Source organism: Acidobacteriota bacterium, from assembly GCA_016715115.1.
Classification (GTDB): domain Bacteria; phylum Acidobacteriota; class Blastocatellia; order Pyrinomonadales; family Pyrinomonadaceae; genus JAFDVJ01.
The window spans coordinates 1,284,213-1,310,211 of sequence record JADKBM010000011.1 but is presented as its reverse complement, the minus strand read 5'-3'; the positions used below and the strand labels follow the sequence as shown (position 1 = coordinate 1,310,211).

At 56.7% G+C, this 25,999-nt stretch carries 21 protein-coding genes; 16 read left to right on the top strand and 5 right to left on the bottom strand.

The window, feature by feature from the left end; translation table 11 throughout:
• Positions 1 to 46 precede the first annotated feature (46 nt).
• Entirely contained in the window at positions 47 to 2,956 is a 2,910-nt protein-coding gene (locus IPN69_14370) for a VCBS repeat-containing protein (protein MBK8811897.1), read from the bottom strand.
• A gap of 132 nt (positions 2,957 to 3,088) precedes the next feature.
• Here IPN69_14370 and IPN69_14365 point away from each other — a divergent pair, with 132 nt between their 5' ends.
• From IPN69_14365 to IPN69_14355, 3 genes are read left to right on the top strand one after another with little or no spacing between them, the layout of a single operon-like run.
• Positions 3,089 to 3,955, top strand: a complete 867-nt coding sequence (locus tag IPN69_14365) for a 1-acyl-sn-glycerol-3-phosphate acyltransferase (protein ID MBK8811896.1) — start codon at positions 3,089 to 3,091, stop codon at positions 3,953 to 3,955.
• A complete protein-coding gene (locus tag IPN69_14360; protein MBK8811895.1) occupies positions 3,952 to 4,293 on the top strand; it encodes a hypothetical protein in 342 nt (113 codons plus the stop codon). Before IPN69_14365 ends, IPN69_14360 begins: the two co-directional genes overlap by 4 nt.
• On the top strand, positions 4,290 to 4,631 hold the full coding sequence (locus IPN69_14355) for a hypothetical protein (GenBank protein ID MBK8811894.1): 342 nt from the start codon (positions 4,290 to 4,292) through the stop codon (positions 4,629 to 4,631). The genes IPN69_14360 and IPN69_14355 overlap by 4 nt, the downstream gene beginning before the upstream one ends.
• On the opposite strand, the gene IPN69_14350 is transcribed toward IPN69_14355, so the two are convergent.
• Positions 4,622 to 5,086, bottom strand: a complete 465-nt coding sequence (locus IPN69_14350) for a YraN family protein (protein ID MBK8811893.1) — start codon at positions 5,084 to 5,086, stop codon at positions 4,622 to 4,624. The two genes, IPN69_14355 and IPN69_14350, sit on opposite strands and share 10 nt — an antisense overlap.
• Positions 5,087 to 5,284: 198 nt before the next feature.
• On the opposite strand from IPN69_14350, the gene IPN69_14345 reads away from it, so the two are divergent.
• The 8 genes from IPN69_14345 (at position 5,285) to IPN69_14310 (ending at position 12,137) form a co-directional block, all read left to right on the top strand.
• Complete coding sequence (locus IPN69_14345) at positions 5,285 to 5,746, top strand: heme-binding domain-containing protein (GenBank protein MBK8811892.1); 462 nt, start codon at positions 5,285 to 5,287, stop codon at positions 5,744 to 5,746.
• Positions 5,747 to 5,955: 209 nt separating this feature from the next.
• Positions 5,956 to 6,486 (top strand): CAP domain-containing protein, encoded by a 531-nt coding sequence (locus IPN69_14340; protein ID MBK8811891.1) that lies wholly within the window; start codon positions 5,956 to 5,958, stop codon positions 6,484 to 6,486.
• A gap of 124 nt (positions 6,487 to 6,610) precedes the next feature.
• A complete protein-coding gene (locus IPN69_14335) occupies positions 6,611 to 7,585 on the top strand; it encodes a TIGR04222 domain-containing membrane protein (GenBank protein MBK8811890.1) in 975 nt (324 codons plus the stop codon).
• Entirely contained in the window at positions 7,586 to 8,434 is an 849-nt protein-coding gene (locus tag IPN69_14330; GenBank protein MBK8811889.1) for a DUF692 domain-containing protein, read from the top strand.
• A 25-nt stretch (positions 8,435 to 8,459) separates the two neighbouring features.
• The gene (locus IPN69_14325; protein ID MBK8811888.1) at positions 8,460 to 8,966 is read left to right on the top strand and encodes a hypothetical protein; all 507 of its coding nucleotides are present in this window, start codon (positions 8,460 to 8,462) and stop codon (positions 8,964 to 8,966) included.
• Entirely contained in the window at positions 8,963 to 9,454 is a 492-nt protein-coding gene (locus IPN69_14320; protein MBK8811887.1) for a hypothetical protein, read from the top strand. Before IPN69_14325 ends, IPN69_14320 begins: the two co-directional genes overlap by 4 nt.
• Before the next feature lie 62 nt (positions 9,455 to 9,516).
• Positions 9,517 to 10,038, top strand: coding sequence for a peptide deformylase (def, locus tag IPN69_14315; protein MBK8811886.1), 522 nt, complete (start codon positions 9,517 to 9,519; stop codon positions 10,036 to 10,038).
• A 632-nt stretch (positions 10,039 to 10,670) separates the two neighbouring features.
• Positions 10,671 to 12,137 carry a tetratricopeptide repeat protein gene (locus tag IPN69_14310; GenBank protein MBK8811885.1) on the top strand — a complete coding sequence of 489 codons (1,467 nt, stop codon included), beginning with the start codon at positions 10,671 to 10,673 and terminating at the stop codon, positions 12,135 to 12,137.
• Positions 12,138 to 12,151: 14 nt separating this feature from the next.
• On the opposite strand, the gene IPN69_14305 is transcribed toward IPN69_14310, so the two are convergent.
• The 3 genes from IPN69_14305 to IPN69_14295 form a co-directional block, all read right to left on the bottom strand.
• Entirely contained in the window at positions 12,152 to 12,358 is a 207-nt protein-coding gene (locus tag IPN69_14305; protein ID MBK8811884.1) for a Fe-Mn family superoxide dismutase, read from the bottom strand.
• A 592-nt stretch (positions 12,359 to 12,950) separates the two neighbouring features.
• The gene (locus IPN69_14300; protein MBK8811883.1) at positions 12,951 to 13,985 is read right to left on the bottom strand and encodes a DUF3662 domain-containing protein; all 1,035 of its coding nucleotides are present in this window, start codon (positions 13,983 to 13,985) and stop codon (positions 12,951 to 12,953) included.
• A gap of 6 nt (positions 13,986 to 13,991) precedes the next feature.
• On the bottom strand, positions 13,992 to 15,566 hold the full coding sequence (locus tag IPN69_14295; protein ID MBK8811882.1) for a protein kinase: 1,575 nt from the start codon (positions 15,564 to 15,566) through the stop codon (positions 13,992 to 13,994).
• A gap of 435 nt (positions 15,567 to 16,001) precedes the next feature.
• Between IPN69_14295 and IPN69_14290 the strand changes: the two genes are divergently transcribed.
• From IPN69_14290 to IPN69_14270, 5 genes are all read left to right on the top strand, one after another.
• The gene (locus tag IPN69_14290) at positions 16,002 to 19,616 is read left to right on the top strand and encodes a carboxypeptidase regulatory-like domain-containing protein (protein MBK8811881.1); all 3,615 of its coding nucleotides are present in this window, start codon (positions 16,002 to 16,004) and stop codon (positions 19,614 to 19,616) included.
• Between the two features lie 98 nt (positions 19,617 to 19,714).
• Positions 19,715 to 21,724, top strand: a complete 2,010-nt coding sequence (gene pelA / locus IPN69_14285; protein ID MBK8811880.1) for a pectate lyase — start codon at positions 19,715 to 19,717, stop codon at positions 21,722 to 21,724.
• 26 nt (positions 21,725 to 21,750) lie between these two features.
• Positions 21,751 to 23,163 (top strand): glycoside hydrolase family 28 protein, encoded by a 1,413-nt coding sequence (locus tag IPN69_14280; protein ID MBK8811879.1) that lies wholly within the window; start codon positions 21,751 to 21,753, stop codon positions 23,161 to 23,163.
• Positions 23,164 to 23,184: 21 nt separating this feature from the next.
• Positions 23,185 to 23,928, top strand: coding sequence for a rhamnogalacturonan acetylesterase (locus IPN69_14275; protein ID MBK8811878.1), 744 nt, complete (start codon positions 23,185 to 23,187; stop codon positions 23,926 to 23,928).
• 70 nt (positions 23,929 to 23,998) lie between these two features.
• Entirely contained in the window at positions 23,999 to 25,918 is a 1,920-nt protein-coding gene (locus IPN69_14270; GenBank protein ID MBK8811877.1) for a glycoside hydrolase family 88 protein, read from the top strand.
• Positions 25,919 to 25,999: the final 81 nt, after the last annotated feature.

Below are 25,999 nucleotides of genomic sequence, written 5' to 3'. Positions count from 1 at the left end.
GGCCGCCAACGATGTCGGCGGCCCTCGATGAGAATTACAGGAACTCTCAGCGGACAAATGCGTTCGGGACTGCAATGTCGCCCGCAGCGCCGAAGGCCTGGATCAGCGTTCCGGCGGTGCTCCTCTGGACGTACCAAGTGTTGTTCGAAGAGCGATAGACAGCGCCGTCGAACTTGCCGTCGCCGTCGTAGTCTCCCGGAACCGGCGTGTCGGTCGAGATGCCGAACGGGAAGGAATAGAAGGTCGAGTTCTCACTTCTCAACACGAACCACTCGCCGTTCCTGAAGAACGCGAGGTCGGCCTTGCCGTCGCCCGTGTAATCGCCCTGAACGGTCTTGTCGGTGCTCGTTCCGAACGTCACGGCGATGATGCCGGCCGTCGAACGGTTCAACCACCACTGGCCTGATCCCGGCCGATAGATGGCGATGTCATCCTTGCCGTCGCCGTCATAATCCGCGGCCACCGGCTTGTCGTTCGCGGCGCCGAACGCCTGGATCGTCGTCCCGCCGCCCGAATTCTGTATGTACCAGGTCGAGTTCGAAGGCCGGAAAACTGCGGCATCGGTTTTGCCGTCGCCGTCAAAGTCACCGGGCGCGGGAACGTCGTTGGCAGCGCCGAACGGGAACGAATAGAAGGTCGCGTTCTCGCTCCGAAAGACATACCACGTTCCGGCCGATGCGCGGTAGAAGGCCAGATCCGTCTTGCCGTCGCCGGTGAAATCTCCCGGCGTCAGCGTATCCGTCGACGTCCCGAACTGGAACGCACGGTTGCCGCCGTCACTCGAACGCAGATACCACCATTCGCTGACCGACGGACGGAAGATCGAGATATCGGTCTTCGCGTCGCCGTCGAAATCGACGAACCGGCGGCCCGTTGCCGAAGCCGATGTGATCGTGAAATTCGTATCGGAAATATCAAAGAAAATGTTGCCAACTGCTTCGACCTTGATGCGTGCCGTCGTCGTCGGAATGTTCGGGATGAGGATGGCGTCGCTTCCGTCGTTCGGAGTGCTTGCGACCAAGACGTTCGGGAAAGTCTGTCCGCCGTCGGTTGAAAGCGTGATCTTGACGTTCGTCGCGCTGACCGGCGCGGCGGTCGTGTTCGCGACCGACCAGGTGATCGTCTGGACCGAATTGGCGGCAATCGACACCGCCGTGTTTGGCGACGTCACGGCAAACGGACCGGAATTGCCGTCGACCGCGACCGTCGCCGTCGCGGTGTTGATCCCGCCGGCGTTGGCACGGTTGTCGCGGGCGATCACCTGAAACGCCATCGACCGCGTGATCGCCGGCAGAAGTTCGCCGATCAGGCAGGGGGTCGCGCGGTTGCAGGAAAACGTCGATGGCGGAACGTTTGCGTTGTTCAGGATGTACGGAAGCGAAGGAAAGGTGCGCGCTCCGCTCGTCGTCGGCAAATATGATCGGAAGATGGGTTTCGCAACCCCGTCGGAATCGGTGTTCGGGACGGCAGTTGTCGAAGCGCCGAGATTATACTCCTGCCAATCGTACGTCAGCGAATCGTTGTTGACGTCCGAGCCCGTTGCGGTCAGCGTGAACGGCGTCTGTTTCGGAATGTTGAAACTCGGACCGCCGACGACCGACACGGTCGGCGGCGTGTTGCCGCTCGCCGTCGTCGCGGCGCAACCGTTTCCGCCTCCGGTCTGGCTGAAGGCGACTATCACCTCGAGACTGCGGACGTGGAATGTGTCGATGCTGTTGCGCGCCAGATCCTGATTTCCGCAGATTCCGGCGTACGCCATTATCGTCACGCCGCTTCCGGGTTCGTAGGCGTTCGTGGCGCTGCGATTGCCGCCCGAACAGTTGCTGACCGCGCCATTGAATGTATGGTTCGAGCCCCATTGGTGGCCCATTTCGTGGGCGACGTAATCGATCGCGAAGGGGTCGCCGACCGGGTTCGTCAGCCCCGTCACGCCGCGCGCCTTGTTGGCGCCGCAGGGTCCGTTGAGCGTCGCAACGCCGCCGCCGCCGGTTGAAAACACGTGGCCGATGTCGTAATTGGCGGTTTGGATGACAGTATTGAGGTTGTTGGTATTCTCGGTCAGCATCGTCGAACCGCTTGAATTCGTATACGGATCCGTCGCGCCGTCGGTGTAGATCAGAAGGTCATTGTTGGCGATGATGTTCATACGGATCGCGAGATCGCGCTCGTAGACGCCGTTGACGCGGTTCATTATCAAAACCTGCTGCTCCAGCGCGCGCGTCTTCGCCTGGGCGTCCGAATCTCCGGCCTGCCGGAAAACGGCCGTATACTCGCCGGTCGCCGCCACCGCCAAGCGATACTGGCGCAACTGCGTCCCCGATGTGACGTCCTCGTCGTTGCCGTTGAAATACTCGTCGAACCCGTCCGAAAGAAACTCGGCCTTTTCGACATCCTCGAATTCGCAGATGAACGGATTGAGCTTCGGAGCGTCCGATTTCCGGTAGCTGATGTAGTTTTCAGTGTCGCCAGATTTGAAGTACGGATCGACCAAAACGGTCCCGCGCGACGAGAGGATCATCGAATGAAATCCGGTTGGCAGAAAGTCGAACCTGACGGTCGCCGTCACGTCATCGATCCCCTGGCCGCGATAGGTTCGGGCGAGTTCCGGGTACTTTTTTGCGAGCCCGTCTTCGATGATCGGTGAACGTTCGATCCTGAAACGCTGAAACGAACCGTCAGGCATCGGCAGCGTCAGGATCACCGCACGCTCCGACGCGTCGTTCGAAAACTCGCGCGGCGCGTTTCCTAGGATCGTTTCGAGCGCGTTCTTGCCGAGTTTGAAAGTTCGGTAGTCGCCCGGTATCAGCGATCGCTCCGACTCGGTCGAGCGAAGCGACGCGTCGTCGATCGCGCTCCAAACGCCATCGGACGAGACGTCGCCGGCCGCCGTCACGGTCAAGGAAAGACTAAGAAAGATCGCCGAAACGAAGGCGAGTCGCAAGAAAATAAGGTTCATTTGGTTCTCCGGATATCGTTAATCAGAAATGACAAGAATCAAAGGTCAGTTAAGCAATTTTGCACATTTCTTCGGCCCCTGTCCACCGAATTTTTCGGCAGAATCATTTGTGTTAGACTTTGCTAATCGAATATGTCCGACGAAAAACTGGTTTCAAGACAAACGACGGCGCTCGATCCGTATCCGTCGGCAAAGGAACTTTCGGTGCTCAACCTGACCGAGCGGCTCGGATTCCGCCTCACGTACGCGATGAACCGCGGGGCGTGGAAGAGTTTCTGGGGCTTTTGCCAAAGGCACATCGGATCGCTCTGGATCAAGATCTGCACGTACAACCTGATGAACGTGTTCGGTATCGAGAACGTCGCGAACTCCTCGATCGAAAAGCCGCTCCTGCTGGTCGCGAACCATCGGTCTTTCTTCGATATGTACGTCGTTTCGAGCGTCATATTCCGCCAGACGTCGCGTCCCGTAAAACTGTTTTTCCCGGTTCGTGCGAAGTTCTTCTATACCTCGCCGGTCGGCTGGTTCGTGAATCTCGTGATGGGCTGGTGGTCGATGTATCCGCCGTTCTTTCGCGAGGCGAAAGAGGCGGAAAAACGTGAGTTCGACAAGTTCAGCCTCGCCGAACTGATCCGCATCGCGTCCGAAGGGAAGTCGACCGTCATCGGCTTTCATCCCGAAGGCAAGCGCAACCTCGACGGCGATCCGTACAATTTCCTGCCCGCGCAGCCAGGCGTCGGCGCCGTCATCCGCAAGGCGCAGCCGCAGGTCATACCGGTTTTCATCGCCGGGCTGGGCAATGACCTGCCGAAACAGATCCTCGGAAACTGGACGGGCGGCGAAAAGGTGCGAATCTGGTTCGGAGAGGACGTCGATCTTTCGGAGTTTTATGAAAAGTCGGATCGCCTGCGGACGCACAAGGAGATCGCCGATCATCTGATGACGAAGATCGCCGAACTCGGCGAACTCGACCGCGCGAAGTTCGGAGTTCAGAAATGACGGTCCCAGTTTTTTCGTCGGAACTTGGCTTCGTTCCAGTAATTCCTGAAATGCTCGATCGACGGCCTCTCGCCGGCGACGACGGCGTTTACGCAAGCGGGGTTGAACTTGCGAGAGCTTTGACTTGTCACGTCACAACGTCCACGGCTTGTGTGCTTTTTTTGGATGCAACGTGTTTCGGACGCAAGCCATTCGTGAGATTCGTGAAATGCGTGGCAAAATCGCCCACAACGTTACGTTTCTGGTTCGGCGAGGACAAGGAGATCGCCGATCATCTGATGACGAGGATCGCGGAACTCGGCGAACTCGACCGCGAGAAGTTCGGCGTTCAGAAATGACGGTCCCAGTTTTTTCGTCGGAACTTGGCTTCGTTCCAATAGTTCCTGAAATGCTCGATCGACGGCCTCTCGCCGGCGACGACGGCGTTCACGCAAGCGGGGTTGAACTTGCGAGAGCTTTGACTTGTCACGCCACCTCGTCCACGGCTTGTGTGCTTTTTTGGGATGCAACGTGTCTCGGACGCAAGCCATTCGTGAGATTCGTGAAATGCGTGGCAAAATCGCCCACAACGTTACGTTTCTGGTTCGGCGAGGACAAGGAGATCGCCGATCATCTGATGACGAGGATCGCGGAACTCGGCGAACTCGACCGCGAGAAGTTCGGCGTTCAGAAATGACGGTCCCAGTTTTTTCGTCGGAACTTGGCTTCGTTCCAATAGTTCCTAAAATGCTCGATCGACGGCCTCTCGCCGGCGACGACGGCGACCGCATCGTAGCGGTAACGCATCTGTTCGACTCCGAAGATCTTGCGGTAGATCCGTGCGGTGCGTATGATCTGCCGCTGTTTCTTGAGGTCGACGGCCGTCACGGGCGATGCGAAGTCGGCCGAAGTTCGGGTCTTGACCTCGACAAAGCAAAGGACGTCGCCGTCGAGCGCGACGATGTCGATCTCGCCGGTGACGGCCGCGCCGCGCAGGTTTCGGCCGATGGGAACGGTAAAATTGGAACAGACGATGCGCATCCCGCGTCTAACAAGAAATTCCGCGGCAAGGCCTTCGCCGGTTTCGCCGAGAATCCGGGTCGCGGTCTTTTCGGTTTTTGAATTGAGGTCGAGTTGAGTCAGTTCGTTCATATCGTGAGTTGTTTTCGCGCTCTGAGTTGGCGAAAGCGTTGACCTCAGAATGTTCTCCGTGGACGCAAACCGCGCGAGGTCGTCGGCTTCGCTTTGCTTGTTTTCTCAAAAACTACGTGCTCAGCGCGCGAGGCCATTCGTGAGATTCGTGAAATTCGTGGCAAAATCCTCGGGAAAAGGTCGCAACAAATCCAAACTATGAAGAAAGCAATCTTGACCGTTTTCGCAATCCTGTTCATCGCCTTCATCGCGATTCAGTTCGTTCGTCCGGATTTTACGAATCCGCCGGTCGTCGCATCGGAGTCGATCGAGTCGGGCACGCAGATTCCCGATGAGGTCGCGAGGATCCTGAGCACTTCCTGCAAGGACTGTCATTCGAACGACACGGCCTACCCTTGGTATTCCAGGATTCAGCCGGCGGCGTGGTTTCTTGCCGATCATATCACGGAGGGCCGCCGCGAGCTAAATTTCTCAAAATGGAACACGTTCGAACCGCGACGAAAACGCAAGAAACTCGACGAGATCTGCAATCAGGTCAAATCCGCCGAGATGCCTTTGCCGTCTTATCTATGGATTCATCGCGACGCGGCATTGAGCGAGTCTCAGATCAAAACGCTCTGCGACTGGGCAGAAGCCGAAAAGGCCAAGATCGTCGATTAAGCGCCGCGACCGGAGCGCCGCGACCGGAGCGCAAGCGTCCCGCTTGCATTGAGCGCGCAGCGCGAACAAACCACGGATCTCTGCCGACTGGACAGAAACGGGAAAATCAACGATATTCAATCAACCGACAAAGTTCGGAGCGAACCCCCAACTACAAGTTCGCGGCGAACGTTTTCCCCCGGAAATAAAAAATCAAGGCAGGACGATCTATGATTTCAAGAACGGCAACGTTTTGGGGACAGCTGTTTGTTTGCGCGGCGTTACTAACGATTTTTTCAGTCAGCACAGGCGCTTCGGAAACTTCGCGCTTTTTCGAAAATTCCTTCATTTCATTCGGCAACGTCGGAGATCTCGAGGATGAGATCTTCGACCTCGTCAACCGCGAGCGCAAAAAGGGAAGACTCTCGGAGCTTGAATTCGATGAGCGGTTGGGACGCGTCGCACGGCGCTATTCGCGGCAAATGGCCCGCGGCGGATTTTTCTCTCATTACGATCCGGAAGGGAATTCGGTGGTTGAGCGGGTCACCGACGAAAAGGTCGCGGAATGGGGGAAGATCGGCGAAAATCTCTTCTTTTGCGAAGGGTACGATGACGTCGCCGCGGCGGCGGTCAAGGGCTGGCTGAAATCACCAAGCCACCGGCGGAATATTCTCGACGGAGTTTACACGCACACCGGAATCGGCGTCGCCGAAACAGGCAGCGGCGGATTTTATGTGACGCAGGTCTTTCTGCGGCCATAGGCACGTCGACGCGACAGCCGTATCCGCAACGTTGTCCAACGAATAATCCGGGTTAATTCTTCGTTACATTAAAAACCCGCGCGCCGCGAATTTCGTTATAATCCACTCAGGAGGAATTCTTTGAATGGAAATTCTTTTCGACAATCCGCTCGCCAATATGTACGGGCCGTATTTTTTGGCGCTTTACGGCGTTTTCATCGTCGCGACGGTGGTCGGCGTCTGGGTCGCCAAGCGATCTTTGGACAAATCCGATCGGCTTACGCTGCCATCGATCCCGCCGAACATCGATCCGTACGAGATCGCGTATCTTCGCGGAGGCCAGAATGAACTCGCACGCGCGGCCGCCTTCAGTTTGCGTCAGCGCGGGTTGGTCGAGATCAAAACCGAGGGCTCGACAACCTCTGTCCGCCGGACCGATGTCAAACCGGCAAACATCAATCAGATCGAATGGGACGCGCTCGATTGGATCGGCCCCGGGCGCCGGCCGCAGGAGTTCTTTGCCGGCGGCGGACTCTCTTCAGTCCTTGAGCGTCACGGCAACGCGTTTCAAACGCGGCTTGAGCGCCAGCAACTGATCAACGGAGCTTCTCAGAAAGCCGGATTTGCACCGTTCAAATGGGCCGCACTGCTCTCGATCTTCGGTCTCGGAGCGTACAAGGCGACCGCGGCACTCATACACGGCCGGTCGAACATCGGTCTTTTGATGGTCTTCGCGCTTGGCGGTATAATCCTGACCCTTGTCGTCGGACAGATGGCGCGGCTGACCAAACTCGGCAAATCGTATCTCGAACGGCTTCAACTTGCGTTCGATTCGCTGAAGTACGAATCGCAGCGTCCTTACAACGGAGCCGCCGAACCGGTCGCGGCGCAGGCGGGACTCGCCGGCGTCGACCCGCTCCTTTTGACCGTCGGCGTCTTCGGCACGGGAATTCTCGCGGGCACGATGTTCAGCGATTACAACGACGCGTTCCGCAAGGCGCAGGCTTCGGATTCGTGCGGTTCAAGCTGCGGCAGTTGCACTTCATCGGACAGTTCGTCGGGCGATGGCGGAAGTTCTTGCGGCGGCGGCGGTTGCGGCGGTTGCGGCGGCGGTGACTAAATGATCGACGAACTCCCGAATCTCGGTGTCGGGCTTGGATTTCGCGAACGTTTTCGCGCCGACGTGTTGCTCAATCGCGCGTCGATCGACTTTCTCGAGATCACGGCCGATCACTATCTCGACGCGAGCAAATCAAAGCTCGATGAATTGCGGCTTTTGAAAGAGCATTTCACGCTCGTTCCGCATTCGCTCGATCTTTCGCTCGGAAGCGCCGAAGGCCTCGATGACGTTTACGTCGAGAAACTCGCGGCGCTCATCGAATTGGTCGATCCGCCTTGGTTTTCCGATCACATTTGCTTTACACGCTCGGGCGGCGTCGCCATCGGCCATCTCGCGCCGGCGCCTTACACGCGGGAGGCCGTGGAAGTTCTCAAGCACAACATCGGCCGCCTTAAGTCTTTGATAAAAAGGCCCTTGGTGCTGGAGAATATCTCTTATCTGATGCGTTATCCGTCGTCCGAAATGTCCGAAGCCGAGTTTCTGACGCGGGTCGTCGACGAGACCGATTGCGGAATACTGCTCGATATCACGAACCTCTATATCAATTCCCGCAATTTTGACTTCTGTCCGCGAACGTTCCTCGGACGGGTTCCTTTGGACCGCGTCGTTCAGATTCATTTCGTTGGTTCGCGCCGGCAGGGAAAACGCCTGATCGATGCGCATTCGGACCGGACCGAAGACGAGATCTGGGCGCTGTTCGAGCACGTCGCCGAACGTTGCCGGATCCGCGGCGCGATCCTCGAGCGCGACGGCAACTTTCCGGAGTTCCGCGAGTTGCTTGAGGAACTAGGTACAGCGAGGCAGATCATTGCCGGAAACATTCGGGATAGACAATCGTATTCCGTATGATCAACGATCGGAGGACACAAGCTCGATGAAGATCTTTTGCGCGAACTGCGGATCCCAAAACGGAACGGATCAGGTGTTTTGCCGCGGATGCGGGTTCAACCTCGAAACCTCGATCCGATCGCTTCAGGAGCAGGCCGGAAACCTTTCGATTCCGCTCGGCCGACGGATCGCAACGGCGATGGGCGCCATCGGATTCGCCGGGCTGGCCGTCGTGTTTCTGGTCGGGTTCGGTTACCTTGGCTTTCTTTTGATCTCAAGGTTCATTCTTTCCGGCGAGATCGAAAAGGTGGTTTTGGGCATCGTGCTTCTGGCGTTGATCGTGTTCGGCGCGCTTGCCCTCGCGTTCATTGTTTCGGAGGAAACACGAAAGCGAGCCGAAAGAGACCTGCCGCGATCGACGCCGCCCGATGAGATCGAAGCGCGAACGGCGACCTATCTTCCGGAAGCCCGCGACTTCGATCTGGTTCCGAGCGTTGTTGAAGACTCGACCGAACTCCTCGGGGTTCGAAAGATTACTAACAAACTCAAATGACTCTGCGGCAACAACAGGATCTCTTGGCGCGGCTCTGCACCGATTCGAGGCTTCGCGAGGAATTCGTACGCGATCCGGAGAAGACGGGAGCAGCGTTCGGGCTGACGGCCATCGAGTCAAACGAGATCGCAAGCGTTTCGGCCGAGCAACTCACATATTTCTCGAACAGCCTGATCTCGAAACGCCTGCACGAGGTCGAAAAGCTTCTGCCGCGGACGCGTGCGGCGTTGGGCGACGAATTCGGACTCTTGTTTCGGGCCTTTTCGCGGGAGTTTGTCCCGAATTCGATCAAGAAACACCTTGAGGACGCGTTCGAGTTCACGGCGTGGCTGATTCGCAAAACCGGCGATGCGCCGAGTCTCACAATCGTCCGGCGCGAGCGTGCTCATCTTGCATTCTATGGCTTGCGGCGGCGCTTCGTTTTTATCCTTTCGGGCGGCCGACCGTTCGTCTTTTTGCGGATCGGACGCCGCGAGATCGTCTTCTGAGAGCAGGGAGGCGCGGCGACGCCTTTGAAATCGCCGCGCGCGATGCGCTAAACTCTCCGTTTATGGGATTGCTCAGAATCGTCCATTATCCTGAACCGGTCTTGCTCCGGGTCGCCAAACCGGTCGTCGCGGAAGAGTTCGACGACCGGCTCACGGAACTCGTTGAGAATATGTTCGAGACGATGTACGACGCCCGAGGCGTCGGGCTCGCGGCGCCGCAAATCAATGTATCAAAAAGACTTTTCGTAATGGATGTTGCCGACGAAGAGGGCAATCCGAACCCGGTCGCGCTGATCAACCCCGAGATCGTCGCCCGCGAAGGCGAGCAGATCGGGGACGAAGGCTGTCTGTCGTTTCCGGGAATCTATACAAAGGTCCGCCGCGACGTCCGCACGGTCGTCCGTTTTCAGGATCTCAAAGGCGATCTGCAAGAGCTCGATCTCTACGACCTTTCGGCGCGATGCGTTCTCCACGAGACCGACCATTGCGACGGCATCGTCTTTCTCGACCGGATGACCAGCCTCAAACGCGAACTCGCGAAACGCAAGATCAAAAAGCTCCAAAAGACCGGCAAGTGGGATTGATTCAGAAACGCACAATGCGGAGACGCGCACGGAGTAAGCGTGTCCGGCCTCGGGTAGCGGTCGATCCGGTGTGCGACGGTTTTGCGGAATCGGTGATAAATGACGACGGATCGCTCGCGCTGCGAGCGGGCCCCCTTACTTCGTGCGGGGTTCTGCATTGGACTATTCGGCTCGTCGTCGGGCTCTGCCCGCGAATGTGCGGAAATGCTTGGGATTTCCGAAGTGGGTTCTATTTGTCGGTGGGTGACTCAGCCGCCCTTTGTGCAGGTAGGCTTTTCGGAAAAGCGGAATCTTCCGCCGCATTTCGACCTTTGTTAACATGCCAACCAATCAAATCTTCGGCGTCCGGTGATGCATCATAATCTCCGGTAAATGTCCAAAGAATCCCGCTCCAGTATCATTTTCGACAACCGATTGAAAGTCTGATAATCTCGATAATTGAGAGAACTGGCATTCAAAAGTCAAACAAAGTTCGCTGAACTGGCGCGTGAATATTGCTTTTGTTGGGAAGACTTGCCTGTGCCTTGTTATTGCTCGTTTCTTTCTACTGACAAGCATCTTAAGTATTCGTTTCACCTTAACTGTTTGTTATGATTCTTCATTCCCTACATCATCGGTCGGAGGTTATACAGATGAAATATTGTTTTACGGCTAAATGCCGATTTTCACTCGTTTTATTCTGTATGCTCGTTTTTGCGAGTCCAAGTATTGCGCAATCGCAGGCGGCAAAAAACGCCATGGATGCAGGTCTCGCCTGCCCGGAGCTTGACTACGACTGTAAGATCAACAACTTTACGAAAGTGATTGAGCTGGACCCAACCAATGTTAGGGCCTATTTAAGTCGCGGAGCCGCCTATCGTCGACAGAACAGGAACGATTTATCGCGAGCCGATCTTAACAAAGCGATTGAGCTGAGACCCGACTTTGCGCCCGCCTACATCCTTCGCGGAATCGTTAACAGCGAAATGAGAAATCCCGAGATGGGAATGGCTGATTTTGCGAAAGCGATCGAACTGTCGCCCGGTCTTGCGGATGCGTACATCAATCGTGGAAAACTCTACATCGATCTCGGTAGTTTCGAATTGGCGATTGCCGATTTTAACAAGGTTCTGGAACTCGATCCGGCTGATGCCCTTGCCTTCAACAATCGCGGGTTCGCATATCGCAGAATGGGCAATACAAAACTCGCTATTGCGGATTTCAATAAAGCGATCGAGCTGTTCGGCAATTCTCCGATGGCCTATCTTAGCTACTTCAACCGCGGGTTGGCACGCTGCTTAGAAGGATGCTCCGAATTGGCCCTCGCCGACTATAACAAAGCGATCCAACTAAACCCCAACTTTGCCGAAGCCTACGTGGAACGCGGGAGCGCATACGATCGCAACGGGCGGTTCGAGCTAGCTTTAGCCGACTATGACAAGTCGATTCAGCTAAAACCGGAAAATCCTCAAGCTTATAACGGTCGAGGATGGATTTATCATCAGCAGCGCCTTTTCGATCAGGCCATCACCGAATATACAACGGCCATTCGCATAAAGCCCGACTTTGCCACCGCCTACTGCAATCGCGGATTCGCGTATGCCGAAATCGGCAAGTACGACCTCGCGATCGCGGACGACACAAAGGCGCTCGAACTCGATCCCGATATCAATGACGAACTCTACCGGAGTCGGGCGACGTCCTATTTTTTCAAGAACGACGGCGAAAATGCTTACCGCGATACGGTGACCTATCTCAAACGAAACGGGCTTAAGGGGGACGCCGCTCCATACGGGATCATGATCGGGTATCTCGCACTCCGCAAGATCGGCAAGACCGCGCCCGCTGACACTTTTCTAAAGGGCTGGCTCAAGCTGCTAAAACCGGGCGCCTGGAGCACCCAGATATTAAGATACTTTGACGGACAGATGACCGCCGATGAACTGCTCGCGCTTGCCAATAACAACGACATGCAAACCGAAGCTCACGCCTACATCGGTGAAATGCTTTTGTCCGAAAACAAGAGAGCGGATGCCTTCGAGCATTTTAACTGGGTGAGGGAGAACGGGAATAAAGCTTTTCTCGAATACATTATTTCACTCGAAGAGCTAAAACGTTAAGAGCTTATTCCATTTCATACAAGGATGGGCCTTGGCAGACCCAGCTTCGACGCGGCGAATTCCCAGTTGAGCAGTTTGTCGATAACGGCGTCGAAATATGCGGCCCGGCGATTTTGATAGTCGATATAGTAGGCGTGCTCCCAAACGTCGATCGTCAAGAGCGGTTTGAGCTTCATCGTCAGCGGGGAATCGGCGTCTTCTGTTTTGATGACCAAGAGCATTCTGTGTTTGGCAATCTAATTTGGTCCACTTCGGCAGTCTCATTTGGCCCACCTGTCAATGTGCGGATATTTCAACCGGCGCGGTGCCCGGTGATTGGTTCCGGGTTTTTCTGCCGTGGACCGTTCGCTTGAAGCGGTAGCTTTCCGTTCCCGTTTCTTTTGAAGTGCGCCCGGTCGGTGACGGCGGCGGTCACGCACCGCGCGCGTTTCCTCAACCCGGACAGGGAATGATCAATGACTTCAGTTCGCGGTACGACGTTCATCCGAATCTCGTCGGCCTCTGGAAGCGACAGGCACAGAAAGAGTTGCCGGGAGTGTTCTGGGCTGGCGCGCGACGCGCGTGCGCGATTGGAGCTTCGCAATCAAGTGATCGCGACGAGACCTTGGGCAAGCGTGCAAATGCGGGCGCGCTTACTTCGTGCGCGTTTCCGCATTGCCTTTCTGCATTGATGTTCGTTTTGTGATGCGGTGGGTTGGGAATGACGGCGTTGACTAATGAGATCGGATTGCTCGCGCTTCGAGCGGGCACGCTTACTTTGTGCGCGTCTCCACATTCTGCATTGGGTTTCTGCATTATTGCCGACGTCGATTCTCAAACCTGAATTCTCAGCATATATGTGCAGATCGAGATCGGAACGCCGGGGGCGATCGAGATCTGTTGGCCGAGCGGGAGTTCGTAATTGTTGATGATCGCCGGGTTGCGGCCTTCGTTGACCATCGAGAAATGGCCGTTGCCGTCGGTGTAGATAACGAGATGACGGCGGCTGATCTCGGGGTCGCCGCCGAGCGGGACGTCGACCGGCTTCGATTTCGAACCACGGCCGATGACGACCTCTTTCTGGAATACGGGAATCACGTTCTGGCGGACGCCGTTGCGCCAGACCTCGATCTTGTAGAGTTCGAGGCTTCGCTTTTGGACGCGGGTTGATTCTTCGTTTTCTTCCAACGCCGCGGGTGTCGCGGCCGGCTGGTTCAAGTATTTCGGCGGCACTTGAAAAGAGCCCGGAAGCGCGGTCGGCGGCGGTTCGTTTGCCGGAGCCGGCACGACCGGAACCGGAAAGTTGGGCGTTGCCGGAGGTTGAAAAACGGGTGGCGCAGGCTGAAAGCCGGCCGGCGGCGGTTGAAACGCGGTCGGCGGCGGCTGGACGACCGGTTTCGGCTTCGCTTCCTGCGGCGGTTTCGGACGCGAAAGAATGCTGGTCTTGTTGGCGTTCGAATCTTCCCAACTGTGCTGGACGCGGACCTCGCCCTTTTCGAGCGTGCCGTCGACGCGCAACTGAACCGCGAAGCTTTTCGTTTCGAGCTTTTTCTTGCCGGCGATCTCCTTCGCGCGCTCGGCAAGGATGTGATACAGGCCTTGTTCGAGTCCGCGGCGCTTCACGCCCTGCCAATCCTTGTCGTCCTCTTCGCTCAGGAAGATCGTGTACTCGGTCGGGATGATCGCCGTTCCCTGCGGCAACGGAACGATCTCGCGTTGCATCACGCCCTCGACCTCGCGCGCGATCTTGACGATAAATTCCTCGGCGACGCTGCGCGGTTTCACCTGGGCGTCGCGCGCGGCTTCTTCCAAAACGAGTTCCGACGATTCGCCGTCGATCCATTTTCTAACTTTGTCCAGAACGCTCAAGTCTTGTCACCTCGAAAAATCAACATTATCTTCGCTTGATTTTGCTTTTTTGGCAATCCATCCGCGCGTCATCCAGTCCGCTTCGCGCGGTCGTCCGAACTGTACGATCTCGACCTCGAACCAGGAATCGTTCTCGCCGACGATCCTGACCCGTGAACCGCTCGGAACCCAGCCGAGCTGCGTCGACCTGGCGTTCGCTTCGGAGCGCAGCGGAACGTCGCGGACCGTCGTCCCGGTACGTGACGTGAAAAGCCCGGCGATCGAGAAATTCCCGAGGCTGCGGACGATCATCTGCGTCCCGTAGAGTATTCCGCCGAAGATCGCGAGCAAGACGACGGTCACCGCGAGACGCTTGAAAAACTTGCGCTTCTTTTTCGGCGGCGGCGCGGGCGTGACGTCAGGCGGTCGATAATCGGGAACGGGTTGACCCGTTGTAGCCGGAGGTTTTGAAACGGGTATCGCCGGAAACCGCCGTTGTTCGGCGACCTGAACCTCGCGGGGTTGCGGCCGGTTCGGATCGAGGCTGACGACCGGCGTCGGTCGTTTTGCCGAGATCTGTCCGTTCTGAAACTTCAGTTCGCGTGAGGTATTGAACTTCGGTTGCTGCGGGGCGAACGGCGTGTAGCCGCGGGCGACGTGCGCGCGCGGCGTCTGTTCGCGGCGCGTCGAGACGTGCGTTTCGATCTCGGCCGAATGATTCTGAAGAAGATGTTTGAGCCGCGCCAGATCCTGCCAGAACTCCTCGACCGATTGATGCCGTTCGGAAGGATTTTGCCGTGTCGCCCGGCTGAGTACGTCGAGCAGCGTGCTTGCCCAGATTTCCTGCCTCACGGCGTACGGCAGTTCGCTGATTTGCCGTCCGGCGAAAAACCGCGGCGACTCGCCGGTTATCATTACAAACGCTGTCTTCGCCAGCGAGTAGATGTCGGCCGCCGGCGTCAATTCCGAAACGGCGTGGACCGCGGGTTCGTCGGAGAGCAGAGGGCTGTGTTCCGGCGGTGCGTAGATGTTCGTTCCGACCCGCGTGATAGGCGTTTCCGACGCCGAGAACCGCGCGACGCCGAAGTCGGCGATCTTCGCCGTTTTCAAATCGGCGGACAGGAGCACGTTCTGCGGCTTGATGTCGCGATGGATGACGCCGTGCCGGTGCGCGTGCGCCAGCCCGGCGCAGACCTGTTCGATGTAATCGAGCGACTGCGCCAGCGTCAGGGACTTTTCGCGGCAGCGTTTGCCGAGATCGCCGCCCGAAAGGTATTCGAGGACAAGATAATGAAAGACCACGCCGCGCAGGTCGCGCGCGGTTCCGTGGCCGAGCCGGCTGACGACGTTCGGGTGGCGGACGCGGTCGAGCGCGATCGCTTCGTTCTGAAAGTTTTCGACCAGCGTCCGCTCGAGATCGGCGTCAAGATCGTTCTGCATCAGAACGTTGAGCGCCTTGATGACGACCTGGCTGTGCGGCGATTGCGGCGAAGCGATCGAGTCGCGCGCGAGAAAGATCTCGGCATAACTCCCGCGCCCGAGCAGTTCGAGCACGTCATATCGCCGGTCGAGCCGACTGTTTTTCAGAGAAAGTTCCCGCATCTTCAAGACCTTGCGCGCCCGGCCCACGCAAGCAATACGTCCGCCGGAACCGCGATGTTCATTTGATAATATAGGATTCTTTGAAAATCCTGAACGCAAGTCTCGGGAAGAATCCCGGGGGACTGTTTTCGGCTACCCTGATGACGTGCGACTTCGCTCGATTGGTATGACCTATGTTGTCAGAGGCGCGAAGGTGGTTAACCTCATCGGCAGCTTGATCCGATGATTTGTTCGAGTCCTGAAAGCCGATTGCATCATTATTCAATTGCATCAGATTGAGAATCGCCGGATGCGTCGATCCTTAATGGGAAAAAATCTAAGCGGCTCCGTTTGCATTAATTGGTAAAACCAATTATGATAATCGCGAAATTCAGCCAAAGGAAGAATTGGCAACGCAATGATACAGATTTGAATTTACGGAGAGGTAAAAAAGAGATGAGAAATGGTCGTATCCGAACCGGCATTATCGGCATCGTCGGCGCGCTTGTGCTGGCGTTGTCGATGAACGCCTTTGCACAGGAATTCCGCGCGACAATTACCGGCAGCGTCAAGGATCCGAACGGAGCCAATGTCGTCGGAGCGACGGTCGTTGTCAAAAACATCGCGACGAATATCGCAAACACGGTAACCACGAATGAAGACGGCAGCTATACCGTTCCGTTCCTGGTTCCCGGCAAGTATTCGATCAATGTATCCGGCAATGGATTCAAGACCTCGGTTCGCGAAAGCGTCGAGCTTAACGTTGACGATCGTTTGACGATCGACTTTCAGCTTGAGATCGGAACCCAGGCCGAAGTCAACATCGTCGCGGGCGCCGATCTGGTCGAACGCGGGTCGGTGACAACCGGAACTGTGATCAGCAATCGGCAGGTCGAGGAACTTCCGTTGCCCGAAGGGGCTGTTCTGACACTCGTGACACAGGCGCCGGGCGTCGTGTACACCGGAAACCCGCAGTTTACCGGACCGACCGCCAACGGCAACCTCGCTTCGTTCCGGACGAACGGCGCCGGCGGCAACCAGATCAACCTCGACGGTTCGCCGAATCTCGCGTTCGCCGGTCAGGTGGCGTTTACGCCGCCGTCCGACGCGGTCCAGGAGTTCAAGGTCCAGACCAACAGCTTCGACGCGCAGAACGGTTTCACGGCCGGTTCGACCGTCAATGTTGCGCTCAAGAGCGGAACCAACAAGTTCCACGGCTCGGTATACTACTACGACCGCGACAAGAGCCGCACGGCGAACAACTTCTTCAACAACCGGCTCGGACTGGAACAGGCGCCGCGCAAGTACTTTCGTTACGGCGGTTCGGTCAATGGTCCGATCTTCAAAGATCGAACGTTCTTCCTTTTCACTTACGAAAAGCAGAAAGACAACATATCCGAACCGACGACATTTCGTGTCCCGACCGCTCTTCAGCGTACAGGCGATTTCTCGGAGCTGCTGCCCTCGACGGTCATCTACGATCCTGCGACTGCCTTTCTTGGCAACACGACCTGCGGAACTACCGGAACGCTCGGGACCGTTTGCCGGACGCCGTTTGCCGGCAACGTCATCGCGCCGGGACGCATCAACTCGGTCTCACAGCGGTATCTTAATCTTTTCCCGCTCCCGAATCAGCCGATCGTCAACGGCATCGGCGTTTATGCGTCGAATATGAACCTTCTCCGGCCATACGAATCGTATCTCGGGAAGGTCGATCATAATTTCAACGAAAGTCACAAGATCTTCGGGAAGTACTACTACAGCAAGAGTTCGGAAGACCGATACAATTGGCTGGGCCAGCCCGATTCGCCGACCCGCGGCTTTGAGTACCGCGTCAACAAGGGCGCGAACGTCAATTACACGGCGACTCTCTCTTCGAGTCTGATCCTCGACGTCCGCGGCAGTTACAACCTGTTCTCGCAGGAACGCCGACCGGCTAACCCGATCGCGCCGGCGGACCTCGGATTCTCGTCCGCCGCGCTCTCCGCATTCCGCGGTTCAACAGTGATTCCGCGATTCGATTTCGCGAGTTTCACGACGGCTTCAATCGCGAACGCCATCGGATCGAACCGTTCGGACTACAATGAGGGTCTTTACCGTCCCTTCAATTTAATGTCGATCCAACCGACGGTCACGCAGATATTCGGTGACCATACATTTCGATACGGTTACGACCTGCGCATCTTGAAGGAGAAGAACGAAACCAACGGCTTTCGCTCGGGCCGTTTCCAGTTTGACGGAACGTACACCGCGCAGGCTTCGAATTCGAGCACGGCGTTGCGCGCCGCATACGGGCGTGACCTCGCGGCGTTTCTTCTGGGTATCCCGACGGCATCGACAAACAGCTTCGCCGACAATCCAACGGTGTACGACGTCAAGTCGACCTATCACGGAGTCTTTTTCCAGGATGACTGGCGCGTCAATCAGAAATTGACGATCAACTGGGGACTTCGCTACGAATACGAAACGGGAGTTACCGAAGCCGAGGGCCGAATCGTTACCGGATTCGACAAGATCTCCGCCAACCCGCTCCGGGCTTCGGCGTTGGCAAACTACAACGCAAGCGTCCCGACAGGCGTTCCGGTCGATGCGTTTCAATCACTCGCCGGCGGGCTCCTTTTCGCGACGAGCGCCAGCGACGCCAACCAATCGGTCGACAAGAACAACTGGCAGCCGCGTATCGGCGTTTCGTATTCGCTCGATGACAAGACGGTGATCCGCGCCGGATTCGGGATCTTCGTCGCGCCTTTCCAGATCACGGCGGTCAACCAAGCCGGATTTTCGACGCCGACACTGTTCGTTCCTTCGACCAACAACGGTCTGACCTTCATCGCCGATCTAAACAATCCGTTTCCGAGCGGCGTCGCCGAATCACCGGGTTCGAGCCTTGGACTCGCGACCTTCATCGGCCGCGACCTGACGGTTCTCGCCAACGAACGCAAGAACGCTCAATTCTGGCGCTTCATCGCCGGCTTCCAGCGCGAAATGAAGTTCGGAATCGGCCTCGATGTGAACTTCATTCATTCGCGCGGCTACGATCTCGCGGTCAACCGTTCGATCAATAACATTCCGACCGCATATTTGAATGCCGGAACCGAATTCAGTTCGACGGTCTCGACGTTCCTCGGCGCGAGCGTTCCGAATCCGTTCCGCGGACTGGTTCCGAGCAACGCGACGTTCAACGCCGCGACGATCGCTCGTCGTAATCTTCTGACGCCGTACCCGGAATTTGGAAACGTGGTGCTCGGCGAATACAACGGAACGAGCAACTACACCGCGATTCAGATCCAGGCGGTCAAACGCTTTACGAAAGGACTTTCGCTGAATGCGTCGTATTCTTTTTCGCGCGAGCACGAAAGCACCGCGTATCTCAATCCGCAGGACGAGAACCTTACCGATCAGGTCTCGCCGACCGAGCGTCCGCATCGCATCACCTTCTCGGGCATCTACGAACTTCCGATCGGCCGCGGCCGTTGGATCGGCAAGGATTGGAACCGTTGGGTCGACGCGCTCATCGGCGGCTGGCAGTTCCAGTCGAATTACGAATGGCAGTCGGGCGAACCGCTGGTGTTCGGCAACGTCTATTATGATCCGCAGGCCGTTAACCCGTATCTGCTTAAAAGCCGCCTCGGCAAGAAGAACGAGGCGGGGCTGCGTTACGGGATCGACATTCCGGCATTCGATGTCACCGGGTTCTATCCCGCGGGCTTTATCCTGAACGGCGCGTCGGCGCCGGCATCGATCGGCCTCGGAACGACGAATATCGGTAGCAACAACACGCTCCGCTATTTCCCGCTGACGACCGGAAAGTTGCGAAACCAGCGATTCCTGAACTTCAATCTCGGAATGTCGAAGAACTTCCGCATTCGCGAGGGAATGAAGATCCAGCTTCGTGTCGAGGCGATCAACGTGCTTAATACGCCGTATTTCAGCGCACCGAACCTTTCTCCGAGCAACACGCCGAACCTGACCACGGCGGGCGCCAGCAATCTCGGGCGATTCGGATTTACCAACGGTCCGACGCGCCAGCCGCCGCGCGACATTCAGATCGGAGCGAGGTTCACTTTCTAGTCGATTCTGACCTCGGATCGACTGTTGACGATGCGCCACGATTGATGCTTCAGCCTTGGGCGACAATTGTGGCGCATTTTTGCCATATAATTTGTTTGATGAAAGCGATTCTGGTTTGTTTTCCGATATTTATCCTGACAATTGCGACGGCTGTGTTCGGCGGTGCCCCGGACCTCGTCGTCGCTGCTGACGGAAGCGGCAACGTCAGGACCGTCGGCGAGGCGATCGCCAAAGTGCCGGAAAACAACAGGAAGCGCGTCACGATCCTGATCAGGAAAGGGACCTATTTCGAACAGGTCAACATTCCTTCGTCCAAACCCTTTATAACGCTCATCGGCGAATCGGCCGCGGAGACGAAGATCGCCTACAGCATCAATAACGGCCGCGCCGGAACGACGTCGGCGGCATACGCTTTCTATGTCGGCGGACACAGCTTTCGCGCCGAGAATCTGACGTTCGAAAATGCGTTCGAATACAAGCCCGGAACGCCCGGCAGTCAGGCCGTCGCGGTTCTGGCCGAAGCCGACCGGCTGGTCTTCAAAAACTGCCGGTTCCTTGGCTGGCAGGACACTCTCTATGCAAAGAACGGACGGCAGTATTTTGAAAACTGTTACATAGAAGGCAACGTCGATTTTATTTTCGGACAGGCCGCGGCGGTCTTCGAGAATAGCGAGATCCGCTCCAAGGGCGACGGTTTTATTGCGGCTCCGATGCGTTTTTCCGCCGACGAGTCTTCGGGGTTCGTCTTCAATCGCTCGAAACTGACCTCAAACAATGGGGTCAAATCGGTTTTTCTCGCGCGTCCGTGGCGGGCGTTCGGCCGGGCGGTCTTCATCGATACCGAAATGGGGTCGCATATTCGTCCCGAAGGATGGAACAACTGGGGGAACCCGGACAACGAGAAAACCGCATATTTCGCCGAGATCCGATCTTCGGGGCCCGGAGCGACACCTGAAAAACGCGCGGCCTGGGCGCGGAAGCTTGGCGTTTCTGACGAGAAGCAATTTTCCACCGCGACATTCCTCGGCGGCCGGGATGGTTGGAACCCGAAGAACAGCGATGACGGATTCCTCGAAAACACGCCGCCTGACTGGAAATCCGTCGTCTGGACCGAGGTTCTCAAACAAAAGCCGGTCTGGTATCAGACAGATGAGGCCGCGCGGATCGCCGATCAGGTCGTGCTTTTTCAGAAATCGAACGGAGGGTGGGAAAAGAACATCGATATGACGCGCGTTCTGACCGAGCGCGAACGCGGGCAACTGACGTCAACAAAAGACGTCGTAAGGGAAACCACGATCGATAACCGCACGACCTTCACCCAAGTCGCGTTTCTTGCAAAAGTGGTCTCGGGAAGTCTTCAGAAGCAGACGCCGCCGACCAATTTCCCGAAACATCGCGATGCGTTTCTCGCCGGCCTCGATTTTCTGCTCGCGATGCAATACGAGAACGGAGGATTTCCGCAGTTCTTCCCGTTGCAGAGGAACTATTCCCGATTCATCACGTTCAATGACGACGCGATGATCGGCGTGTTGAATGTTTTGCGGGACATTGCCCGAAGGTCACCCGACTACGCGTTCGTCGATGGGAATCGTCGCGCGGCGTGCGAGGCCGCGGTTGCCAGGGCGATTCCGCTGATCCTCGGTTTGCAGGTCGAGATCAAAGGTGCGAAAACCGTCTGGGCCGCGCAGTACGATGAGAAAACGCTAAAGCCCGCAGCGGCGCGAAAGTTCGAACCGGCATCGCTGACGGCCGGGGAATCGGTCGGAATCGTGCGGTTCTTGATGGGCGAGGCGAATCCTTCGGCGGAGATCGTCGCGGCGGTCGATGGCGCGGTCAAATGGTATCGCGAGAGCAGAATAGACGGCTTCCGCTGGGAAAAGGTGAACGGCGACCGCAAACTGACAAAGGATCCGAATTCGACGCTTTGGGCGCGATTCTACGAGTTCAACACGATGAGACCGATCTTTGTCGGCCGCGACGCGGTGATCCGCTACGATGTTTCCGAGATCGAGTCGGAACGTCGCAACGGCTACGCTTGGTACATCGACGAACCCAACGAACTGCTCGACAAAGATTATCCAAGATGGAAGAAGACGCTGAAACGGTAAAGACGCCGGCGTCAAACCAGGCAATTATGAACCGTAGGGAATTTCTTGAACTTTTTGCAGCCGGCACCGGTGCCGGATTGTTGTTGTCCGGTCGGGCTTTCAGTCAAACTGCGTCGGGCGATCCGTGGAAAACCGAATATCCGCGAATTATGGCGCGCATCAAAGCTCCGAAATTCAAAAAACGAGACTATCCAGTCACAAAGTTCGGCGCTGTCGGCGACGGCAAAACGCTCTGCACCGGCGCTTTTCGGAAGGCGATCGAGACTTGCCACAAGAGCGGCGGAGGCCGTGTCGTAGTGCCGGCCGGCGATTGGCTGACCGGAGCGATCCATCTCAAGTCGAATGTTAACCTTCACGTCCAGAAAGGAGCGACGATCAGGTTTTCGACGAACCCGAACGATTACTTGCCGCTCGTCCATACGCGCTGGGAAGGGATGGAACTGATGCATATCTCGCCGCTGATCTATGCGTATGGGCAAACGAATATCGCGGTCACCGGCGCCGGAACCCTCGATGGCCAGGGCAAGGCGTTCTTCTGGAAATGGCACGGCAACCCGCGTTACGGCGGCGATCCGGACGTCATCAGCCAGAAGGCGGCGCGCGCCCGGCTTTATGAGTTAATGGATCGCAACGCGCCTCTCGCCGAACGTATTTTCGGTGTCGGGCATTATCTGCGGCCGCAGTTCATCCAGCCGTACAAATGCCGCAACGTCCTGATCGAGGGCGTGCGGATCATCGACTCTCCGATGTGGGAAGTGCATCCGGTTCTTTGCGAGAACGTCATCGTGCGCGGCGTCCATATCGCGACTCACGGCCCGAACAACGACGGGTGCGATCCCGAGTCATGCAAAGACGTGCTCATCGAAGACTGCTTTTTCGACACCGGCGATGACTGCATCGCCATCAAATCCGGCCGCAACAACGACGGTCGTCGAATCAACGCGCCGAGCGAGAACATCATCATCCGCAACTGTACGATGAAGGACGGCCACGGCGGAATTACCATCGGAAGCGAGATATCGGGCGGGGTCCGCAACGTATTCGCCGAGAACAACCGGCTCGACAGCGCCGACCTGTGGACGGCGCTCCGGGTCAAGAACAACGCTTCACGCGGCGGGAAGCTCGAAAATATGTTCTTCAGGAACATTACCGTCGGCCAGGTTTCGCGCGCCGTCGTCGAGATCGACTTCAATTACGAGGAAGGCGCGAAGGGAGATTACGTCCCGCTGGTCCGCAACTATGTCGTCGAAAACCTGATCTGCGCGAAAGGGAACCGCGCGGTCGATCTTCAAGGACTCGACAACGCGCCGATCTATGACGTTTCTCTCCGCAATTGTTCGTTCGATTCGGTCGACAAGCCGTCGATCATCAAGAACGTAAAGGGTTTGAGACTGGTTAACGTGAAGGTCGGAGGCTCGGTCGTGGAACGCCTCGATTGATCCCTGCCCGCGGAGAGAAAAATGAAGACCTTTGCCGCTTTTTCTTTGTTGATCGTCGCCGTGATCCCGATCTTTGGACAGAAGACACCCGTTACCGTCTATTTGTCCGGTGATTCGACGTGTGCGGCAAAACTTCCCGAAAAGCGTCCGGAAACAGGCTGGGGGGAAATGTTCGGACAGTTCTTCAAAGGCGGAAAGGTACGGATCGAGAATCGCGCGATGAACGGCCGAAGCACGAAGACCTTCATTTCCGAAGGTCGCTGGCAGGCTGTCGTCGATTCGCTCAGGAAAGGCGATTACGTTTTCATTCAGTTCGGGCACAACGATTCGGCGAAGGAAAAGGGCGAGCGCTACACCCCGCCCGAAGATTATCGCCGGAATCTTATTCGTTTCGTCGCCGATGTCCGCGCGAAAAGGGCCTTTCCGGTTCTCCTGACGCCGGTCGTGAGGCGCCGATTCGATGCGCAGGGCAAGTTTTACGACACTCACGGCGAGTATCCCGAAATTGTTCGCGACGTGGCGAAAGAATTGAAGGTTCCGCTGATAGATATGCATCGGAAGAGCGAGAAACTGATCGCGGAATATGGCGTGGAGAAATCAAAAGAGCTATTCCTGATCCTCGCCAAGGGCGAAAGCCCGAACTACCCGAACGGGCTTGACGACAACACACATTTCTCGCCCCGCGGCGCGGAGGAGATCGCAAAACTCGTCGTCGAGGGCGTACGCGAGGCGAAACTCCGGTTGCGAAAACTGCTTGAGAAGTGAGAAGTGAGAACTGAGAGGTGAATGTCGGTGGATCTGTTGGGAATCTTGTTGCCGATCAAGAAGGTCGAATATGAAAATTGTTGTAAATAATAAGCTTGTTGTCACCGCACTGGTTTTGCTTTGCGCGGTTTCGGCCAATGCGCAGAAGAACGAGGCACCGCTTTCAGAGCGCCTGGCACATACACTGATGAACCGGATCTGGCCCGAAGACGATGGCACGCCGATCGGAATCCCGAAGAATTGGAACTACGAACAAGGAGTGCAACTAAAAGCGGTCGAACAACTCTGGTACGCCACCGGCGATCCGAAGTACTTCGATTTCATCAAGCGCGGAATGGATTACTGGTTCGACAAGGACGGCAAACTCACGGGTTACGATCTGGTCGAACACAACATCGATCACATCACGCCCGGCCGTGCGATGATGACCCTCTACCGTGTGACCGGAGACGAAAAATACAAAAAGGCGACCGAGTACATTCGCTTGCAGCTCAACTCCCACCCACGAACGAAAGAAGGCGGCTTCTGGCACAAGAACATCTACCCTTGGCAGATGTGGCTCGACGGACTTTATATGGGCCAGCCTTTCTACGCCGAGTATTCGCAGGTTTGGAAAGAGGACAATTGGAACGATATTGCCAACCAGTTCGTCTGGATGGAAAAACACGCGCGCGATCCAAAGACCGGGTTGCTTTATCACGGCTGGGACGAGTCGAAGCAGCAACGTTGGGCAAACAAGGAAACGGGGTTGAGTCCGCACGTTTGGGGCCGCGCGATGGGCTGGTACGCAATTGCGTTGACGGACGTCCTCGACCATTTTCCGAAAGATCATCCGCGTCGTCAGGAACTGGTCTCGATCTTCGATCGCCTGGCAAAGGCGATCACCCGGTATCAGGACAAGGACGGTTTGTGGTGGGACATCATCGACCTGCCCGGCAAGGGCAAGAACTATCACGAATCGTCCTGCGCCGCGATGTTCGTTTATGCGCTCGCGAAAGGCGTCCGGCAGGGTAATCTGGCGCCCGGATATCTGGCCACTGTTAACAAAGGCTGGGCCGGAATCAAGAAGGAATTCATCAAGCTGCGGCCGGACGGATTTCTTGATTGGGAAGGCACGGTCTCCGTCTCCGGACTTGGAGGAAATCCATACCGGGACGGCAGTTTCGACTATTATATGAGCGAAAAACTCCGCACCAACGACGCCAAAGGGCTCGGACCGGCGGTGATGGCGGCGCTCGAAATCGAACACCTCGAACGCGGACGCGCGGGAGCGGGAAAGAGGGTCGTGCTTGACGATTTCTACAATCACGAAGTGCGGCCCGACGGATCGGTCTGGCACTACAAATGGGACGAAAAGAATCATCCCGGATTCTATGCGCTTGGCGAGCATTTCAAATCGTTCGGCGCGCAGCTTGAAAAGCTTTCGAGCCGTCCGTCTCCACAGAATCTGAAAGCCGCGAGCGTTTACTTGATCGTTGACCCGGACACCGAAAAGGAGACGCCGAAACCGAACTTCATCAACGCCGCCGACGCCGAAGCGATTGCCCGCTGGGTGAAGAAGGGCGGCGTGTTGGTGTTGCTCGGCAATGATTTCGGCAACGCTGAGTTCGACAATTGGAACATTCTGGCACGTAAGTTCGGACTTGAGTTCAACAAGGACAGTCAGAATCGCGTCCAAAACGATCAGTTCGCGCAAGGCCGGATCGAAGTTCCGGCGGGAAATCCCGTGTTCAGGATGGCACGCGAGCTTTATCTGAAGGAGATCTCAACGCTGAAACTCTCGGGCAGGGCAGTTCCGTTGCTCAAATCAAACGGCGATGTCGTGATGGCGACCGTTAAATTCGGCAAAGGCACGGTCTTTGCGCTTGGCGATCCGTGGCTTTACAACGAATATGTCGACGGCCGCAAGATGAAAGGAATCTACGACAATAATCTCGCCGCCCGCGAGCTCGCCGGATGGTTGCTCAAGGCAGCGCGAAATGGGAAATGAGAACTGAGAAGTGAGAACTGAGAAGTGGGAAGTGAGAACTGGGAAGTGAGAACTGAGAAGCGGGAAGTGAGAAGTGGGAAG

Bases quoted from the DNA above. Each gene is read 5' to 3' on its own strand.
- IPN69_14350 (MBK8811893.1), bottom strand. From the start codon at position 5,086: ATGAACGAACTGACTCAACTCGACCTCAATTCAAAAACCGAAAAGACC.
- IPN69_14280 (MBK8811879.1), top strand. From the start codon at position 21,751: ATGAACCGTAGGGAATTTCTTGAACTTTTTGCAGCCGGCACCGGTGCC.
- IPN69_14305 (MBK8811884.1), bottom strand. From the start codon at position 12,358: ATGCTCTTGGTCATCAAAACAGAAGACGCCGATTCCCCGCTGACGATG.
- IPN69_14290 (MBK8811881.1), top strand. From the start codon at position 16,002: ATGAGAAATGGTCGTATCCGAACCGGCATTATCGGCATCGTCGGCGCG.
- IPN69_14275 (MBK8811878.1), top strand. From the start codon at position 23,185: ATGAAGACCTTTGCCGCTTTTTCTTTGTTGATCGTCGCCGTGATCCCG.
- pelA (MBK8811880.1), top strand. From the start codon at position 19,715: ATGAAAGCGATTCTGGTTTGTTTTCCGATATTTATCCTGACAATTGCG.
- IPN69_14360 (MBK8811895.1), top strand. From the start codon at position 3,952: ATGACGGTCCCAGTTTTTTCGTCGGAACTTGGCTTCGTTCCAGTAATT.
- IPN69_14270 (MBK8811877.1), top strand. From the start codon at position 23,999: ATGAAAATTGTTGTAAATAATAAGCTTGTTGTCACCGCACTGGTTTTG.
- IPN69_14340 (MBK8811891.1), top strand. From the start codon at position 5,956: ATGATTTCAAGAACGGCAACGTTTTGGGGACAGCTGTTTGTTTGCGCG.
- IPN69_14295 (MBK8811882.1), bottom strand. From the start codon at position 15,566: ATGCGGGAACTTTCTCTGAAAAACAGTCGGCTCGACCGGCGATATGAC.
- IPN69_14310 (MBK8811885.1), top strand. From the start codon at position 10,671: ATGAAATATTGTTTTACGGCTAAATGCCGATTTTCACTCGTTTTATTC.
- IPN69_14320 (MBK8811887.1), top strand. From the start codon at position 8,963: ATGACTCTGCGGCAACAACAGGATCTCTTGGCGCGGCTCTGCACCGAT.
- IPN69_14370 (MBK8811897.1), bottom strand. From the start codon at position 2,956: ATGAACCTTATTTTCTTGCGACTCGCCTTCGTTTCGGCGATCTTTCTT.
- def (MBK8811886.1), top strand. From the start codon at position 9,517: ATGGGATTGCTCAGAATCGTCCATTATCCTGAACCGGTCTTGCTCCGG.
- IPN69_14335 (MBK8811890.1), top strand. From the start codon at position 6,611: ATGGAAATTCTTTTCGACAATCCGCTCGCCAATATGTACGGGCCGTAT.
- IPN69_14325 (MBK8811888.1), top strand. From the start codon at position 8,460: ATGAAGATCTTTTGCGCGAACTGCGGATCCCAAAACGGAACGGATCAG.
- IPN69_14330 (MBK8811889.1), top strand. From the start codon at position 7,586: ATGATCGACGAACTCCCGAATCTCGGTGTCGGGCTTGGATTTCGCGAA.
- IPN69_14355 (MBK8811894.1), top strand. From the start codon at position 4,290: ATGACGGTCCCAGTTTTTTCGTCGGAACTTGGCTTCGTTCCAATAGTT.
- IPN69_14345 (MBK8811892.1), top strand. From the start codon at position 5,285: ATGAAGAAAGCAATCTTGACCGTTTTCGCAATCCTGTTCATCGCCTTC.
- IPN69_14365 (MBK8811896.1), top strand. From the start codon at position 3,089: ATGTCCGACGAAAAACTGGTTTCAAGACAAACGACGGCGCTCGATCCG.